This is a genomic window from Streptomyces cyaneofuscatus, from assembly GCF_000718135.1.
In the GTDB taxonomy this organism is placed as follows: domain Bacteria; phylum Actinomycetota; class Actinomycetes; order Streptomycetales; family Streptomycetaceae; genus Streptomyces; species Streptomyces cyaneofuscatus.
Genome location: NZ_JOEM01000011.1, coordinates 145,754 through 159,609, shown reverse-complemented (window position 1 = coordinate 159,609; position 13,856 = coordinate 145,754). Strand labels below are relative to the sequence as shown.

The window sequence follows — 13,856 nt, the reverse complement described above, 5'->3', positions numbered from 1 at the left end:
ACCCGTCAGATCCGTCCTTGGAGGCATCCTCGCACCTGCCACTGACAACACGCCCGGCGGTCACCTTTAAATGATCTTGAATGGTCGGCTGTGGGCGCAAAAGTGCCTGCTTGCGTCCTGTTCCCGCCGGTCGGGCCGCCGTCACAGGCGATACCTGCCGCCTCCCGGGCACGGGTGCGGCACTGCAGTTCGAGTCTCGGATTCCCGAGCGTCAACCGTGTGCGGCAACCATCTGTCCGGTGTGCGCGTCTTCCCCCGAAACGCGACCCCCCGACCCCTTGTCCAGCGGCATTAGAGTGGGCCGGAACATGGGCCGGAGCGTCGGCCCGGAACATCCGGGTGGGCCCGGGGGACCGCAAGCACCACGATCAGCAGGGAGTGCAAGACGTGCGGCCTGTAGGCAGCAAGTACCTCCTGGAGGAACCGCTCGGACGCGGCGCCACGGGCACCGTCTGGCGAGCCCGCCAGCGGGAGACCGCGGGCGCCGAGGCGGCCGTCGCCGGTCAGCCCGGCGAGACCGTGGCGATCAAGGTCCTCAAGGAGGAGCTCGCCAACGACGCCGATGTGGTGATGCGCTTCCTGCGGGAGCGCTCCGTGCTGCTCCGGCTCACGCACCCGAACATCGTGCGCACCCGCGACCTGGTCGTCGAGGGCGATCTCCTCGCCCTGGTGATGGACCTGATCGACGGTCCCGACCTGCACCGCTATCTGCGCGCGAACGGCCCGCTCACCCCGGTCGCGGCCGCCCTGCTCACCGCGCAGATCGCCGACGCGCTCGCCGCCAGCCACGCCGACGGCGTCGTCCACCGCGACCTCAAGCCGGCCAACGTGCTGCTCGACGAGCGGGGCGGCGGCATGACCCCGATGCTCACCGACTTCGGCATCGCGCGGCTCGCCGACTCCCCGGGGCTGACCCGGACGCACGAGTTCGTCGGCACCCCCGCCTATGTGGCGCCGGAGTCCGCCGAGGGCCGCCCGCAGACCTCCGCCGTGGACATCTACGGCGCGGGCATCCTGCTGTACGAGCTGGTCACCGGCCGCCCGCCGTTCGCCGGGGGCACCGCCCTCGAAGTCCTGCACCGGCACCTCAGCGAGGAGCCCCGCCGCCCCTCCACCGTCCCCGAGCCCCTCTGGACGGTCATAGAGCGCTGCCTGCGCAAGGACCCGGACCAGCGGCCCAGCGCCGAGAACCTGGCCCGTGGCCTGCGTACGGTCGCCGCCGGCATCGGCGTCCACGCGAACTCGGCCCAGATCGCCGCCGCCGACGGGGTGGGCGCCCTGCTCGCCCCCGACCCGGCGCCCACGGCCGTCCCGGACACCCCCGGCGCGGCCGACCCCACGCAGGTGCTGCCGAGCAACGCGGGCTCGTACGACCCCGGCGCGGCCACCAGCGTGCTCCCGCAGACCGGTGGCCCCGGCGGCAACCAGGGTCACGGCAACCAGGGCCACGCCGACCCGACCGCCGTCATGCCGCCCGTACCGCCGCAGCACCCCGACGGGTCGCCGCAGCCGGACGGCCCGCACCCCTGGCAGTCGCAGCTCCAGGCGGCCCGCGACCGCAACGAGCAGACGCAGGTGCAGTACCTGGACCCGAGCCAGGACCCCCTGCGCCGCCGCCCCCAGCGCCAGCAGCAGCCCCCGCAGCGGCAGCAGCAGCCTCCGCAGCACCGGCAGCAGCCGCTCCAGCAGCAGTACCCGCAGCACCAGCAGCAGCACCAGCCTCAACACCAGCAACAGCATCAGCCGCAGCGCTACCAGGCCCCGCAGCAGCCCCAGCGCCAGCAGTACGCGCCCCCGCAGCCGCAGCAGCCCCAGCAGCCGGCCCAGCGCCCGCCGCGTGAGCCGCGTCCGCCGAGGCAGCGCAGCTCCAGCCCGATGCGCATCCCCGGTCTCGGCTGCCTCAAGGGCTGCCTGTTCACGATCGTGCTGCTGGTCGTCGCCGGCTGGCTGATCTGGGAGCTGACCCCGCTCCAGGACTGGGTCGCCCAGGGCAAGGGCTACTGGGAAGCGATCGGCGACGCGATCGGCAAGGTCACCGACTGGGTCTCCAAGATCGGCGAGGCCACCGGCGAATCCGGGGGCACGGGCGGGGCCTGACGGCCGCAGACGGAGGCCTGACGGCTCCCGACCCTGTCCCTTTGTCGACTTCTCCGGACCGATTCGGTCCGGAGAAGTGCAGGTTGGCGCCATCCCGGGCACGCACCACCCCGAACGCCGCGTAACTTTGTCGACCGGGGGTCCACCGCCAGCCGCTGAGGGAGCAGTCTTGGCACGGAATATCGGCAGCCGGTACACGGCCCACCAGATCCTGGGGCGCGGCAGCGCCGGCACGGTGTGGCTCGGCGAAGGGCCCGAGGGCCCGGTCGCCATCAAGCTGCTCCGTGAGGACCTCGCGTCCGACCAGGAGCTCGTGGGCCGCTTCGTACAGGAGCGCACCGCCCTGCTCGGGCTCGACCACCCCAACGTGGTCGCCGTCCGGGACCTCGTGGTGGACGGCAACGACCTCGCCCTGGTCATGACCCTCGTACGCGGCACCGACCTGCGCACCCGTCTGGACCGCGAACGCCGCCTCGCCCCCGAAGCGGCCGTCGCGATCATCGCGGACGTCGCCGACGGCCTGGCCGCCGCCCACAAGGCCCAGATCGTCCACCGGGACGTCAAGCCCGAGAACATCCTGCTCGACATGGAGGGCCCGCTCGGCCCCGGCGGCTCCCACCCGGCCCTGCTCACCGACTTCGGCGTCGCCAAGCTCATCGACACCCCGCGCCGCACCAAGGCCACCAAGATCATCGGTACGCCGGACTACCTGGCCCCCGAGATCGTCGAGGGCCTCCCGCCGCGCGCCGCCGTCGACATCTACGCGCTCGCGACCGTGCTGTACGAGCTCCTCGCCGGGTTCACCCCCTTCGGCGGCGGCCACCCCGGCGCCGTCCTGCGCCGCCATGTCACCGAGACCGTCGTCCCGCTCCCCGGCATCCCCGAGGAGCTCTGGCAGCTCCTGGTGCAGTGCCTGGCCAAGGCCCCGGCCTCCCGGCTGCGCGCCTCCGAGCTGGCCGTACGCCTGAGGGACCTGCTCCCGCTCCTCGCCGGCATCCCGCCCCTGGACGTGGACGAGCCCGGCGCCGAGGAGGCGGAGCAGCAGCCGGCCGCGTACGACGAGCAGCAGTACACCCCCTCCGCCGAGGAGCCGCGCCGCCGCGGGGCGGTCCCGCTGGTGCCCGGCTCGTCCCCGGACTCCAACCGGGACACCCACACGAGCATGCGCGTCCCCGCCCCCGACGAGCTGGCCGGCGGCCCCCTGGGCACCGCCCGCGCCCCGCGCTCCCCGGGAAAGCCGCGCCCCGGCTCCGCCCGTAACAAGGCGGCGGCCGTCCGCAAGCGCCGCATCACCCTGGGCGCCGCGGCCCTCCTGCTCTGCGGGGCCGTCGCGGTCGGCGGCTGGCTGGCCACGGGGGGCGGCGACGGCGACCCGGCGGGCCCGCAGGACAGCGAGAACTCGGCCCCGGCGACCCCGTAGGACCTGGCGGGTACCGGCCGGGTTCCCGGGGGAGGGCAAGCTTCACCGTCCATGCCGTTACGCTGGACCCGTGGCAGTCGTCGATATTTCCGAAGAGCTGAAGTCCCTCTCCTCGACCATGGGGTCGATCGAGGCCGTCCTGGACCTGGATGCGCTGAGGGCGGACATCGCCGCGCTCGAGGAGCAGGCAGCGGCACCGTCCCTCTGGGACGACCCGGACGCGGCCCAGAAGATCACCAGCAAGCTTTCGCACCTCCAGGCCGAGGTCCGCAAGACCGAGACCCTGCGCGGTCGCATCGACGACCTCGCGGTCCTCTTCGAGCTCGCCGAGGACGAGGGCGACGCCGAGGCGCTCGCCGAGGCAGAGACCGAGCTGGAGTCGGTGCGCAAGGCGCTGGACGAGATGGAGGTCCGCACCCTCCTGTCCGGCGAGTACGACGCCCGCGAGGCGCTGGTGACCGTCCGCGCCGAGGCCGGTGGCGTGGACGCCGCCGACTTCGCGGAGAAGCTCCAGCGCATGTACCTCCGCTGGGCGGAGCGGCACAACTACAAGACCGAGGTCTACGAGACGGCGTACGCCGAAGAGGCCGGCATCAAGTCGACCACCTTCTCCGTCCAGGTCCCGTACGCCTACGGCACGCTCTCCGTCGAGCAGGGCACCCACCGCCTGGTCCGGATCTCGCCCTTCGACAACCAGGGCCGCCGCCAGACGTCCTTCGCGGGCGTCGAGGTGCTCCCGGTCGTCGAGCAGACCGACCACATCGAGATCGACGAGTCCGAGCTGCGCATCGACGTGTACCGCTCCTCGGGCCCCGGCGGACAGGGCGTCAACACCACGGACTCCGCGGTCCGTCTGACCCACCTGCCGACCGGCATCGTCGTCTCCTGCCAGAACGAGCGCTCGCAGATCCAGAACAAGGCGTCCGCGATGAACGTCCTCCAGGCCAAGCTCCTTGAGCGCCGCCGCCAGGAGGAGCAGGCCAAGATGAACGCGCTCAAGGGCGACGGCGGCAACTCCTGGGGCAACCAGATGCGTTCGTACGTCCTCCACCCGTACCAGATGGTCAAGGACCTGCGTACGGAGTTCGAGATGGGCAACCCCGAAGCGGTCTTCAACGGCGAGATCGACGGCTTCGTCGAGGCGGGCATCCGCTGGCGCAAGCAGCGCGAGAAGTAACCTCCGCCGTACGAAGGTTGGGCCCGGACAGGGAACTGTCCGGGCCCGCCTGCGTTGGGGCGCGGCCGGCGCGAGTTGGGGGGAAGCTGTGCCCGATGCGTCACAGTCGTGCTGCCGAATACCCGTCAAGAACCCCTATAAGGGTGCCTACTGCACACAACGGCCTTGACGGAATCCTTAACTCTGGCCAGGGTGCTAGAGCAGCATGCGTATGTCTGGGACAGGTGTGAACCGGGGGACTGGCGGGGTGACCACGACACGACGTGGCCTCGCCGAGACGATTCCCCGCAGGGCCGTGGCCCCGCATATGGCTGCTCCAATGACGAGATCAGCTACTGGGGGTAGCAACAGATGACGAAGAAGACGCGCGTTCGCGTCGCGCGGATAGCCGCTGGTGCGGTTATTGCCGCGGGTGCCTCGCTGACCGCCGCGGGTGCGGCGCAGGCGGTCGGCATCGGTATCGGTGTGGACGGCGGCGGCCTCAGCGCCGACGTGTCGGTCCAGACCGGGGACAACCCGATCGGCGGCGCCGACCAGGGTGGCGCGTCCGGCGAGACGACGACCGGTGAGACCACGACGGGTGAAACCACCACGGGTGAGACCACCACGGGCGAGACGTCCACGACCGGTGAGACCACGACCGGTGAGACCACCGGTGAGACGTCGACGACCGGTGAGACCACCACGGGTGAGACCACGGGCGAGACGTCGACGACCGGTGAGACCACCACGGGTGAGACCACGGGCGAGACGTCCACGACCGGTGAGACCACCACGGGTGAGACCACGGGCGAGACGTCCACGACCGGTGAGACCACGTCCGGCTCGACGGGCACCACGGGCACGTCCGGCACCACCGGCTCGACCGGTTCCACGGGCTCCACCGGTTCCACGGGCTCCACCGGTTCGACCGGCTCCACCGGCACGTCGGGCTCCACCGGCGGCGACGACGGCGGCACCGGCACCACCGGTTCCACCACCGACGGCGCCGGCACCACCGGCTCCGCGACCGGTGGCGACGACGCCTGCACCGTCGAGTCCGGTGTCGTCGAGTGCGCCGACAACACGGACACCGACAGCGTCGGCAACCAGCCGGTCGAGCAGAGCAAGGGCAAGGAAGAGCTCGCCGAGACCGGTGCGGCCGAGACCACCTTCCTGGTCATCGGTGCCGCGACGATGATCGCCGGCGGCATCGGCTTCCGCATCCTGCCGCGTCTGGTCGGCGGCGGCCGTACGGTCGCCTAGGACCCGCTGAAGACCGCGTACGGGTGCACCTGAGCCCCGTACACGGGTCGGTACAGCGCAGAGAAGGGCCCGGGAGGCTGTACAACGCCTCCCGGGCCCTTCTGCGTGCATGAAGCCGCTCCAGCGGCCGTCACGGCCGTACAGGAGGGGTCAGGCGGTCTGGTGGGCCACCAGCGCCAGCGCCGCGAGCAGCACGACCATCAGCGCGATCAGCATGGCCGGATTCATCCCCGCCAGCGGGCCCTGACCCTGCTCCTCCAGCATCTGCTGCCGGACGGCACGGCAGACGCGGCAGCGCCCCTCGCTCACGGGGGACGCGCAGTTCGCGCACACCAGTCGGTCGTAGGTCATGCGCATTCCTCCTCCCGCGCGGCGGAGCCGCTGACTGCTTCTCTCTCCGCACAACGCTCCGGGAAACGCAACCGTTCCCCCCACCACTGTGCCAGCTCCCGCCGTTTTCGGCGCGGCCCGCCGGACAAGGGAGGGCCCGACCCGATACGTACCCGGCGGCGATCCACCATAAATCGCCCATTGCCGGACGCCGCCTGCACGCGTGAGCCCGGTTCGCGTATGGTCACGCTCACCTACTCCCGGCCGACCGTGGTGCATCCGTGATCCGATTCGACAACGTCTCCAAGACCTACCCGAAGCAGACCCGACCGGCTCTGCGCGATGTCTCGCTGGACATCGAGAAGGGTGAGTTCGTCTTCCTGGTGGGCTCCTCCGGCTCCGGCAAGTCGACCTTCATGCGGCTGATCCTGCGCGAGGAGCGCGCCAGCACGGGCATGGTCCATGTGCTCGGCAAGGACCTCGCGCGGCTCTCCAACTGGAAGGTGCCGCAGATGCGCCGCCAGCTGGGGACGGTCTTCCAGGACTTCCGCCTGCTGCCCAACAAGACCGTCGCGCAGAACGTGGCCTTCGCCCAGGAGGTCATCGGCAAGCCGCGCGGTGAGATCCGCAAGGCCGTGCCCCAGGTGCTCGACCTCGTCGGCCTCGGCGGCAAGGAGGAGCGGATGCCCGGTGAGCTCTCCGGTGGTGAGCAGCAGCGTGTGGCGATCGCCCGTGCCTTCGTCAACCGCCCGATGCTGCTGATCGCGGACGAGCCGACCGGCAACCTCGACCCGCAGACCTCCGTCGGCATCATGAAGCTGCTGGACCGGATCAACCGGACCGGCACCACCGTGATCATGGCGACCCACGACCAGAACATCGTCGACCAGATGCGCAAGCGCGTCATCGAGCTCGAACAGGGCCGTCTCGTACGCGACCAGGCACGCGGCGTCTACGGCTACCAGCACTGACCGAGGGCGCCCCCGGGCCCCTCGTTCATGTCGAGCATCGAGTACTGAAAGGACGCCATGCGCGCCCAGTTCGTCCTGTCGGAGATCGGCGTCGGTCTCCGTCGCAACCTCACGATGACCTTCGCCGTCGTGGTCTCCGTCGCCCTCTCGCTCGCCCTGTTCGGGGGCGCGCTGCTGATGCGCGAACAGGTCAGCACGATGAAGGACTACTGGTACGACAAGGTCAACGTCTCGATCTTCCTCTGCAACAAGAACGACGCCAAGGACATGCCCAAGTGTGCGAAGGGCGCGGTCACGGCGGAGCAGAAGGCCCAGATCAAGGCCGACCTCGAGAAGATGGAGGCCGTGCAGAAGCCGGTCCACTTCGAGACGGTCGACGAGGCGTACAAGCACTACCAGGAGCAGTTCGGCGACTCCCCGATGGCGGGCAACATCACGCCCGACCAGATGCAGGAGTCGTTCCGCGTCAAACTGAAGGACCCGCAGAAGTACAAGGTCGTCGCGACGGCCTTCGCGGGGCGGGACGGGGTGCAGTCCGTCCAGGACCAGCGGTCCATCCTGGACAACCTCTTCGAGCTGATGAACGGCATGAACGTCGTCGCGATCTACGTGATGATCCTGATGCTCGTCATCGCGCTGATCCTGATCGTCAACACCGTGCGCGTCTCCGCGTTCAGCCGGAGACGTGAGACAGGCATCATGCGCCTGGTGGGAGCCTCCGGCTTCTACATCCAGGCCCCCTTCATCATGGAGGCGGCCGTCGCCGGCCTCATCGGCGGTCTGCTGGCCTGCGCGATGCTGCTCGGCGGCCGGTACTTCCTGATCGACGGCGGACTCGCGCTCCAGGAGAAGCTGAACCTGATCAACTTCATCGGCTGGGACGCGGTCCTCACCAAGCTTCCGCTGGTGCTCGCGATCGGCCTCCTTATGCCGGCCGTCGCCGCTCTCTTCGCGCTGCGCAAGTATCTGAAGGTATGACTTATGCCTCCTGGGGCGCGCGGGCAACTGCCCGTGCGCCCCAGGAGGCTTGTCCTAGACTCGGCGCCATGTCGGGTTGTTCGCACCGCTTCCGGCCCCGCGGCCTCTGCCGCGGGGCAGCCCTGACATTGGTCTTCGGGTGTGTCCTCGCAACCGGCGCGGCGACCGGTTCGCTGCCGCAGGACCCCGACCCCCTCCCCGAACTCCCGGCACGTGCCGTCGCCTCCACCCTGGCCCCGGTCGACCGCGAGGAGATCGAGGACGCGGCGGCGGAGGCCGAGGCCGACGGGAAGTCCGTGAAGGAGGCCGCCGGGGAGGTCGTCAGCCGCAGCGGGGACCGCTGGGGCGCGGTCTACGACGAGCGGGAGTACGAGGAGTTCGAGCAGGCCCTGGACGGCTCGTACCTCGGCGTCGGCCTCTCCGCCCGCCGCACCGCGAGCGGGGGCGTCGCCGTCTCCCGGGTCCAGCCCGGGGGCCCCGCCGACCGGGCCGGCATCCGCGAGGGCGACCTGCTCCGCACCATCGACGGCCGCCGTGTCGACAAGCGCCCTGTCCCCGAGGTGGTCGCCTTACTCCGCGGTGACGGTACGGGGGCCGGGGAAGGCACCCGCGTCACCCTCGGTCTCGTACGGGAGGGGAAACCCTCCACGCGGACGCTGGAGCGCGCCCGGCTGACCCCCGACGCGGTCACCGTGAGCCGTCTGGGCACCGGCCCCTCCTCGGCGCTCCTCGTCAAGGTCGCCGCCTTCACCAAGGGGACCGGTCAGGAGGTACGGGACGCGGTCCGCGGGGCGCCCGGGGACGCCGGGATACTCCTGGACCTCCGCGCCAACTCCGGCGGTCTGGTCACCGAGGCCGTCACCGCCGCCTCCGCCTTCCTGGACGGCGGCCTGGTCGCCACGTACGACGTACGCGGGGAGCAGCAGGCGCTGTACGCCGACCCGGGCGGCGACACCGAGCGGCCGGTCGTGGTTCTGGTCGACGGCGGCACGATGAGCGCGGCCGAGCTGCTGACCGGCGCCCTCCAGGACCGGGGCCGCGCGGTCACCGTCGGCGCGCGCACCTTCGGCAAGGGCTCGGTGCAGATGCCCAGCGAGCTGCCGGGCGGTTCGGTGGCCGAGCTGACCGTGGGCCACTACCGCACTCCGGCGGGCCGCAGCGTCGAGGGCCGGGGCATCACCCCCGACCTGGTGGTGCGGGAGAGGGCCCAGCAGCGGGCCGAGACGGTATTGAGTGGCCTCGGGGGTGGGTCGTAGTGCGAAAATGACCGCACTATGGCTAAGGAAAAAGACACCGGGCGCAAGATGATCGCGCAGAACAAGAAGGCGCGGCACGACTACACGATCCTCGACACCTACGAGTGCGGCCTCGTGCTCATGGGCACCGAGGTGAAGTCCCTGCGCATGGGCCGGGCCTCCCTGGTCGACGGGTTCGTCCAGATCGACGACCACGAGGCGTGGCTGCACAACATCCACGTACCGGAGTACGTCCAGGGCACCTGGACCAACCACGCGGCCAAGCGCAAGCGCAAGCTGCTCCTCCACCGGGCCGAGATCGACAAGCTGGAGTCCAAGTCCCAGGAGAGCGGCCACACGATCGTGCCGCTCGCCCTGTACTTCAAGGACGGCCGGGTCAAGGTCGAGATCGCGCTGGCGAAGGGCAAGAAGGAGTACGACAAGCGGCAGACGCTCCGCGAGAAGCAGGACACGAGGGAGACGAACCGCGCGATCTCGGCGGCCCGCCGGCGCCAGCGCAGCGCCTGACCGGCCTGCCCCGACCCCCTGCGGGGGAATACGCTGGCATCGTCCGGCGTTGGTCACGTACGATGGGCCGTGCACCTCAGCGAAGGTGCGCGTTTTGAAAAATCAACATGGGGATGATCGGTTTCGACAGCGGATGTCGAAGCAGGGGAAGCGAGTCGAGGAAGCGGCAATGATCTCGTAAACCATATGTCGCAAACAATAATCGCCAATTCCAAGCGCGATTCCTCCGCCTTCGCCCTCGCTGCCTAATTAGCAGCTAAGCGAAGACTCTGCGGAGTGTCAGCCCGGGGGTGATCCCGACCCGGATCCTGGCATCAACTAGGGATCTAAACTTCTAGGCCCGGCCACGGGGCCTAGAAGGAAATCAAACAGTGGCTGAGCCTGTCGGAGGCTTGTTCGCGTGACCTCCGGGGCCGAGAAAAGCGCAGCGAACTGCACTCGGAGAAGCCCTGGTTCCGCACCGTTGGACGCGGGTTCGATTCCCGCCATCTCCACCACCCCATGTAAATCTCTGCCCCGCGAGTCCGCTCGCGGGGCAGAGGTTTTTTCATGCCGCGGCGCTTTTCACGGCAACGACCGGGTGAGCCAGGCCACTTCCTTGGTGCCTTCCATGGAAACGCGGTCCTGCTCGAACCCGAGCTTCTCCAGGACGCGGAGCGACGGCGTGTTCCAGGTGCCGACGGTCGACCAGAGCCGCTTCCGCCCGGTCGCCCCGGCGGCACCGACCACCGCGCGGGCCGCCTCGGTGGCGTAGCCGCGTCCGTGCGCGTGCCGGAACAGCTCGTACGCGATCTCGGGCTCCTCCAGGGTGGAGCGGCCGATGACCAGTCCGCAGTAGCCGATGAAATCGCCCTCGGCCCGGCGCTGGATGGGCAGCAGGGCGATTCCCGTGATCTCGGTCGCGTAGAGCAGTTTCGCGATCCTTTCGCGGCCGTGCTCGACCGTGTACGTCTCGTCGCCGCGTTCGGAGAGGAGGGCGCTGAATTCCGCCGCGTCCGACTCCGCCCACGGCCGCAGTATCAGCCGCTCGGTCTCCAGGTGGAACGCCATGGTCTCGTAGGTCGACATGCCCCCACCCTGCCCCATGAGCAGGCCGGGCCGCAGCGGTCATCCCGCGCGGCCCGGCCCTGTGGGTGCTGGTGGTGCGTCCGTGTCAGCTCCCGTACGCGTCGCTCTTCACGCCGTCGGTGAAGGCCGCCCACTGGGCGGGGGTGAAGTGGAGGCGGGGGCCGTGCTGGTTCTTGCTGTCGCGGACTGCCCGGCCGCCGTCGGAGAGGGGGGCCACCTCCACGCACGCATCCTGCTGGCCGCTGGCGGTGGCCTTGACGAACGGGCCGACGACGGTGGGGGTGGCGCTGGTCATGACGGGTTCCTCGTGTCTCGTTCGCGGCGCATCAGATCCATGATGTCGGTGATGCGCGTCAGTGAATCTGCCGGGCCCGGCGCACTGGCCCGGAGGTTGTCGAACGCGTCGGAGAACGCGTTGAGCTGTCCGGACTGGTCCATGAACAGCGTCCCGGTCAGGTTCGCCACGCAGGCGATGCAGGGGTCGGCGGGGAAGTCGAAGAGCCAGAAGGACGACTGTGCCGCAGCCGCAGCCCGGCGTGCCGGCGGCCGGAGGACCCCGTGCTCTGGAGGAGCCCCGTGACAGACAGATACGGACCGGCGCCGGGCACGACCCCGGGGCTCCGGGTGCCGCTGGTCCGGGGGGAGCCGGCCGCGTACGTCCTGCTCTTCGGCCCGCACGGGGAGCGGCGCGAGGCGCTCACCACCGCTCAGCTCATGTCGCTCGTCGTGGACTCCGCCGGAGAGCTGGGGTTCGTGCTCTCGGCGCCCCCGCGCCGCTGAGGGTCGGTCAACTCACCCACCACATGACCGCTTTACCGTCGGAAGGCTGATTCCCCATGTACCGACCGCAGTACGCCGCCGTCCTCGCGGAAGGCAACCAGGCCGCCCGCGACCTCGCCGAGGCGCTGAAGCTGGCGGGCTTCTCCCTGCCCTCCCTCTACGGCGACCTCCCCACCATCACCGACGAGGCCCTGGTCCACCTCGGCGGCGCATCCGCCTAAGTCGTACGCGAGTTGGCCGCCTGGATCCGCGAACGGGCCTGAAACGCCCCTTCTCGGGGCGAGTTCCGGGGGCGGGTTCTGGTAAGCGTGGACATCTCAGCGTGCTCGTCCCCTCTCATCGGGAGTCGTCGATGACCGTTCGCCGTGTCATGCCCCTCGTCCAGTCCGAAGCCGTGCAGGAGAGCCGGGAGTTCTACGGTCTGCTGGGCTTCGAGGAAGTCATGAACCACGGCTGGATCGTGACGCTCGCCCCGCCGTCCAGCCCGACGGCACAGATCAGCATCATCACCAGCGACGCCACGGCCCCCGTCACCCCAGATCTGAGCGTGGAGGTCGACGACGTGGACGCGGCGTACGCGGTCGTCCGGGCGAGCGGTGCGGAGATCGTCCATCCGTTGCAGGACGAGGAGTGGGGGGTGCGGAGGTTCATGGTCCGCGACCCCAACGGCCGCGTGGTCAACGTGCTGAGCCACCGCTGACACCGGGGCGCCGCAGAGACGTTCCCGCCGCCGCGACGGCCAGCGCCAGGGCCGCCGCGCCCATCGGAGCGGCGTAGCCGGAGACCGTACCCGCGTGCTCCACCAGCCAGCCGCCCGTCGCCGCGCCGGCCGCCACCCCGCCCAGCAGCGCGGTGACCGAGAGCGTCATGCCCTCGTTCAACTGGCCCGCAGGTGTGGCGCGCTGGACCAGCGTCATGCCCGTGACCATGGTGGGGGCGGTCGCCGCGCCCGCGAGCAGCAGGCAGAGCGCCAGGACCGGCAGGGAGGCGGTCGAGGTGGTGGCGAGCAGCGGCAGGGACATCAGCGCGGTCATCGCGGTCAGGCAGAGCAGCAGCCTGCGGTGGACGTTCCGCGCGGGCCGCAGCGAGCCGTAGAGCAGCCCCGCCGCACAGGAGCCTGCCGCCTGGAGCGCCAGGATCGCACCCCCGGCATGGGCGATGGAGACGACCTCCAGCGCCCCGAACACCGCACCCGTGGCGGGGAAGACTGCCAGCAGCGCGGGCATCCCCGGCGTGCGGAGCGGGGAGACGGCCGTGCGCGTACGCGGGGTCGGCGGCGGCTCCGTCGCGCGCTGGGCGGCGAAGACCAGGACCCCGGTCATCAGCAGGAACGCGCCCACCAGCGTGCCCGCCTCCGGGAACAGCGCCCCGCAGAGCACCGCCGCGAGGACCGGGCCGAGCATGAAGCAGAGCTCGTCGGCTGCCTGCTCGAAGGAGTTCGCGGTGTGCAGGGCCGCCGGGTCGCCCCGGTGCAGGTGCGCCCAGCGGGCCCGGGACATCCCGCCGGTGTTGGGGGTGGTCGCGGTGGCGGCGTACGCGGCGAAGAGCGTCCAGGCCGGGGCGTCGTGGTGGACGCAGAGCACCAGCGCGAGGGAGCCGAGCACGGCGAGCGCGGTCGCGGGCACCGCGATCCTGGCCTGCCCGTAGCGGTCCACCAGCCGGGCGGTGAAGGGCGCGACCACGGCCGTCGCGGCGAGGCCCGTCGCGGTGACGGCCCCGGCGAGCGCGTACGAGCCCCGGGACCCGGCGATCATGATGACCGCGCTGACGCTGAGCATCCCCATGGGGAGCCGGGCGATCAGGTTGCCCGCGGTGAAGGCGCGGGCGCCGGGGGTGGCGAGCAGCCGGAGGTAGGGGTTGGCGGAGGCGGGCCGCTTCCTCCGTACGCGCTCCGGCGCGGCGCGCGGGGCCGCGACCAGCTGGCCGCCGGCGACGGTGAGCAGTGCGGTGGAGGGAGGGACCGTACAGGTGGCAGGGGATCTCGGCATGGGGTCCAGCCTCGCCGCGCCCGGCCGCCCCGGTCCAAC

Annotated in this window: 16 protein-coding genes and 1 other RNA gene; 12 read left to right on the top strand and 5 right to left on the bottom strand. The window is 70.8% G+C overall.

The window, feature by feature from the left end:
• Positions 1-387 precede the first annotated feature (387 nt).
• The 4 genes from IF17_RS0120035 to IF17_RS0120020 all read left to right on the top strand — a co-directional run bounded on the left by IF17_RS0120035 (position 388) and on the right by IF17_RS0120020 (position 5,939).
• On the top strand, positions 388-2,097 hold the full coding sequence (locus IF17_RS0120035) for a serine/threonine-protein kinase (RefSeq protein WP_030567845.1): 1,710 nt from the start codon (positions 388-390) through the stop codon (positions 2,095-2,097).
• Positions 2,098-2,266: 169 nt separating this feature from the next.
• On the top strand, positions 2,267-3,517 hold the full coding sequence (locus IF17_RS0120030; RefSeq protein ID WP_030567843.1) for a serine/threonine-protein kinase: 1,251 nt from the start codon (positions 2,267-2,269) through the stop codon (positions 3,515-3,517).
• Between the two features lie 70 nt (positions 3,518-3,587).
• Positions 3,588-4,694, top strand: a complete 1,107-nt coding sequence (gene prfB, locus IF17_RS0120025; protein WP_030567842.1) for a peptide chain release factor 2 — start codon at positions 3,588-3,590, stop codon at positions 4,692-4,694.
• A 351-nt stretch (positions 4,695-5,045) separates the two neighbouring features.
• Positions 5,046-5,939 (top strand): LPXTG cell wall anchor domain-containing protein, encoded by an 894-nt coding sequence (locus IF17_RS0120020; protein ID WP_030567841.1) that lies wholly within the window; start codon positions 5,046-5,048, stop codon positions 5,937-5,939.
• Between the two features lie 150 nt (positions 5,940-6,089).
• Here the strand turns inward: IF17_RS0120020 and IF17_RS0120015 are convergent, their stop codons facing one another.
• On the bottom strand, positions 6,090-6,290 hold the full coding sequence (locus IF17_RS0120015) for a hypothetical protein (RefSeq protein ID WP_018512315.1): 201 nt from the start codon (positions 6,288-6,290) through the stop codon (positions 6,090-6,092).
• A gap of 260 nt (positions 6,291-6,550) precedes the next feature.
• Here IF17_RS0120015 and ftsE point away from each other — a divergent pair, with 260 nt between their 5' ends.
• The 5 genes from ftsE (at position 6,551) to ssrA (ending at position 10,478) form a co-directional block, all read left to right on the top strand.
• Positions 6,551-7,240, top strand: a complete 690-nt coding sequence (gene ftsE, locus IF17_RS0120010; protein ID WP_018512316.1) for a cell division ATP-binding protein FtsE — start codon at positions 6,551-6,553, stop codon at positions 7,238-7,240.
• A 57-nt stretch (positions 7,241-7,297) separates the two neighbouring features.
• Positions 7,298-8,218 (top strand): permease-like cell division protein FtsX, encoded by a 921-nt coding sequence (gene ftsX / locus IF17_RS0120005; RefSeq protein WP_018512317.1) that lies wholly within the window; start codon positions 7,298-7,300, stop codon positions 8,216-8,218.
• A gap of 68 nt (positions 8,219-8,286) precedes the next feature.
• Positions 8,287-9,474, top strand: a complete 1,188-nt coding sequence (locus IF17_RS0120000) for a S41 family peptidase (RefSeq protein WP_051884079.1) — start codon at positions 8,287-8,289, stop codon at positions 9,472-9,474.
• Between the two features lie 18 nt (positions 9,475-9,492).
• Positions 9,493-9,981 carry an SsrA-binding protein SmpB gene (gene smpB, locus IF17_RS0119995; protein ID WP_030567837.1) on the top strand — a complete coding sequence of 163 codons (489 nt, stop codon included), beginning with the start codon at positions 9,493-9,495 and terminating at the stop codon, positions 9,979-9,981.
• Positions 9,982-10,090: 109 nt separating this feature from the next.
• Positions 10,091-10,478: a transfer-messenger RNA gene (gene ssrA / locus IF17_RS1000000137375) on the top strand.
• A 67-nt stretch (positions 10,479-10,545) separates the two neighbouring features.
• Here ssrA and IF17_RS0119990 read toward each other — a convergent pair.
• The 3 genes from IF17_RS0119990 to IF17_RS1000000139845 all read right to left on the bottom strand — a co-directional run bounded on the left by IF17_RS0119990 (position 10,546) and on the right by IF17_RS1000000139845 (position 11,727).
• On the bottom strand, positions 10,546-11,049 hold the full coding sequence (locus IF17_RS0119990) for a GNAT family N-acetyltransferase (RefSeq protein ID WP_030567834.1): 504 nt from the start codon (positions 11,047-11,049) through the stop codon (positions 10,546-10,548).
• Positions 11,050-11,134: 85 nt separating this feature from the next.
• Positions 11,135-11,344, bottom strand: a complete 210-nt coding sequence (locus IF17_RS0119985; RefSeq protein WP_030567832.1) for a DUF397 domain-containing protein — start codon at positions 11,342-11,344, stop codon at positions 11,135-11,137.
• Positions 11,341-11,727 (bottom strand): Scr1 family TA system antitoxin-like transcriptional regulator, encoded by a 387-nt coding sequence (locus tag IF17_RS1000000139845; RefSeq protein ID WP_237667069.1) that lies wholly within the window; start codon positions 11,725-11,727, stop codon positions 11,341-11,343. Before IF17_RS1000000139845 ends, IF17_RS0119985 begins: the two co-directional genes overlap by 4 nt.
• Here IF17_RS1000000139845 and IF17_RS1000000137190 point away from each other — a divergent pair.
• The 3 genes from IF17_RS1000000137190 (at position 11,626) to IF17_RS0119965 (ending at position 12,529) form a co-directional block, all read left to right on the top strand.
• Positions 11,626-11,829: a hypothetical protein gene (locus IF17_RS1000000137190; protein WP_051884078.1), complete on the top strand. Its 204-nt coding sequence runs from the start codon at positions 11,626-11,628 to the stop codon at positions 11,827-11,829. The genes IF17_RS1000000139845 and IF17_RS1000000137190 overlap by 102 nt on opposite strands.
• Positions 11,830-11,885: 56 nt before the next feature.
• Positions 11,886-12,050 (top strand): hypothetical protein, encoded by a 165-nt coding sequence (locus tag IF17_RS1000000139295; RefSeq protein WP_167344527.1) that lies wholly within the window; start codon positions 11,886-11,888, stop codon positions 12,048-12,050.
• Between the two features lie 131 nt (positions 12,051-12,181).
• Complete coding sequence (locus IF17_RS0119965) at positions 12,182-12,529, top strand: VOC family protein (RefSeq protein WP_030567830.1); 348 nt, start codon at positions 12,182-12,184, stop codon at positions 12,527-12,529.
• Here IF17_RS0119965 and IF17_RS0119960 read toward each other — a convergent pair.
• Positions 12,507-13,817 (bottom strand): MFS transporter, encoded by a 1,311-nt coding sequence (locus tag IF17_RS0119960; protein ID WP_032772267.1) that lies wholly within the window; start codon positions 13,815-13,817, stop codon positions 12,507-12,509. The genes IF17_RS0119965 and IF17_RS0119960 overlap by 23 nt on opposite strands.
• Positions 13,818-13,856: the final 39 nt, after the last annotated feature.

Coding starts and splice junctions, on each gene's coding strand:
- IF17_RS0120015 (WP_018512315.1), bottom strand. CDS start 6,290: ATGACCTACGACCGACTGGTGTGCGCGAACTGCGCGTCCCCCGTGAGC.
- IF17_RS0120000 (WP_051884079.1), top strand. CDS start 8,287: ATGTCGGGTTGTTCGCACCGCTTCCGGCCCCGCGGCCTCTGCCGCGGG.
- ftsX (WP_018512317.1), top strand. CDS start 7,298: ATGCGCGCCCAGTTCGTCCTGTCGGAGATCGGCGTCGGTCTCCGTCGC.
- smpB (WP_030567837.1), top strand. CDS start 9,493: ATGGCTAAGGAAAAAGACACCGGGCGCAAGATGATCGCGCAGAACAAG.
- IF17_RS0120020 (WP_030567841.1), top strand. CDS start 5,046: ATGACGAAGAAGACGCGCGTTCGCGTCGCGCGGATAGCCGCTGGTGCG.
- IF17_RS0119985 (WP_030567832.1), bottom strand. CDS start 11,344: ATGACCAGCGCCACCCCCACCGTCGTCGGCCCGTTCGTCAAGGCCACC.
- IF17_RS1000000139295 (WP_167344527.1), top strand. CDS start 11,886: ATGTACCGACCGCAGTACGCCGCCGTCCTCGCGGAAGGCAACCAGGCC.
- IF17_RS0119965 (WP_030567830.1), top strand. CDS start 12,182: ATGACCGTTCGCCGTGTCATGCCCCTCGTCCAGTCCGAAGCCGTGCAG.
- IF17_RS0119960 (WP_032772267.1), bottom strand. CDS start 13,817: ATGCCGAGATCCCCTGCCACCTGTACGGTCCCTCCCTCCACCGCACTG.
- IF17_RS0119990 (WP_030567834.1), bottom strand. CDS start 11,049: ATGTCGACCTACGAGACCATGGCGTTCCACCTGGAGACCGAGCGGCTG.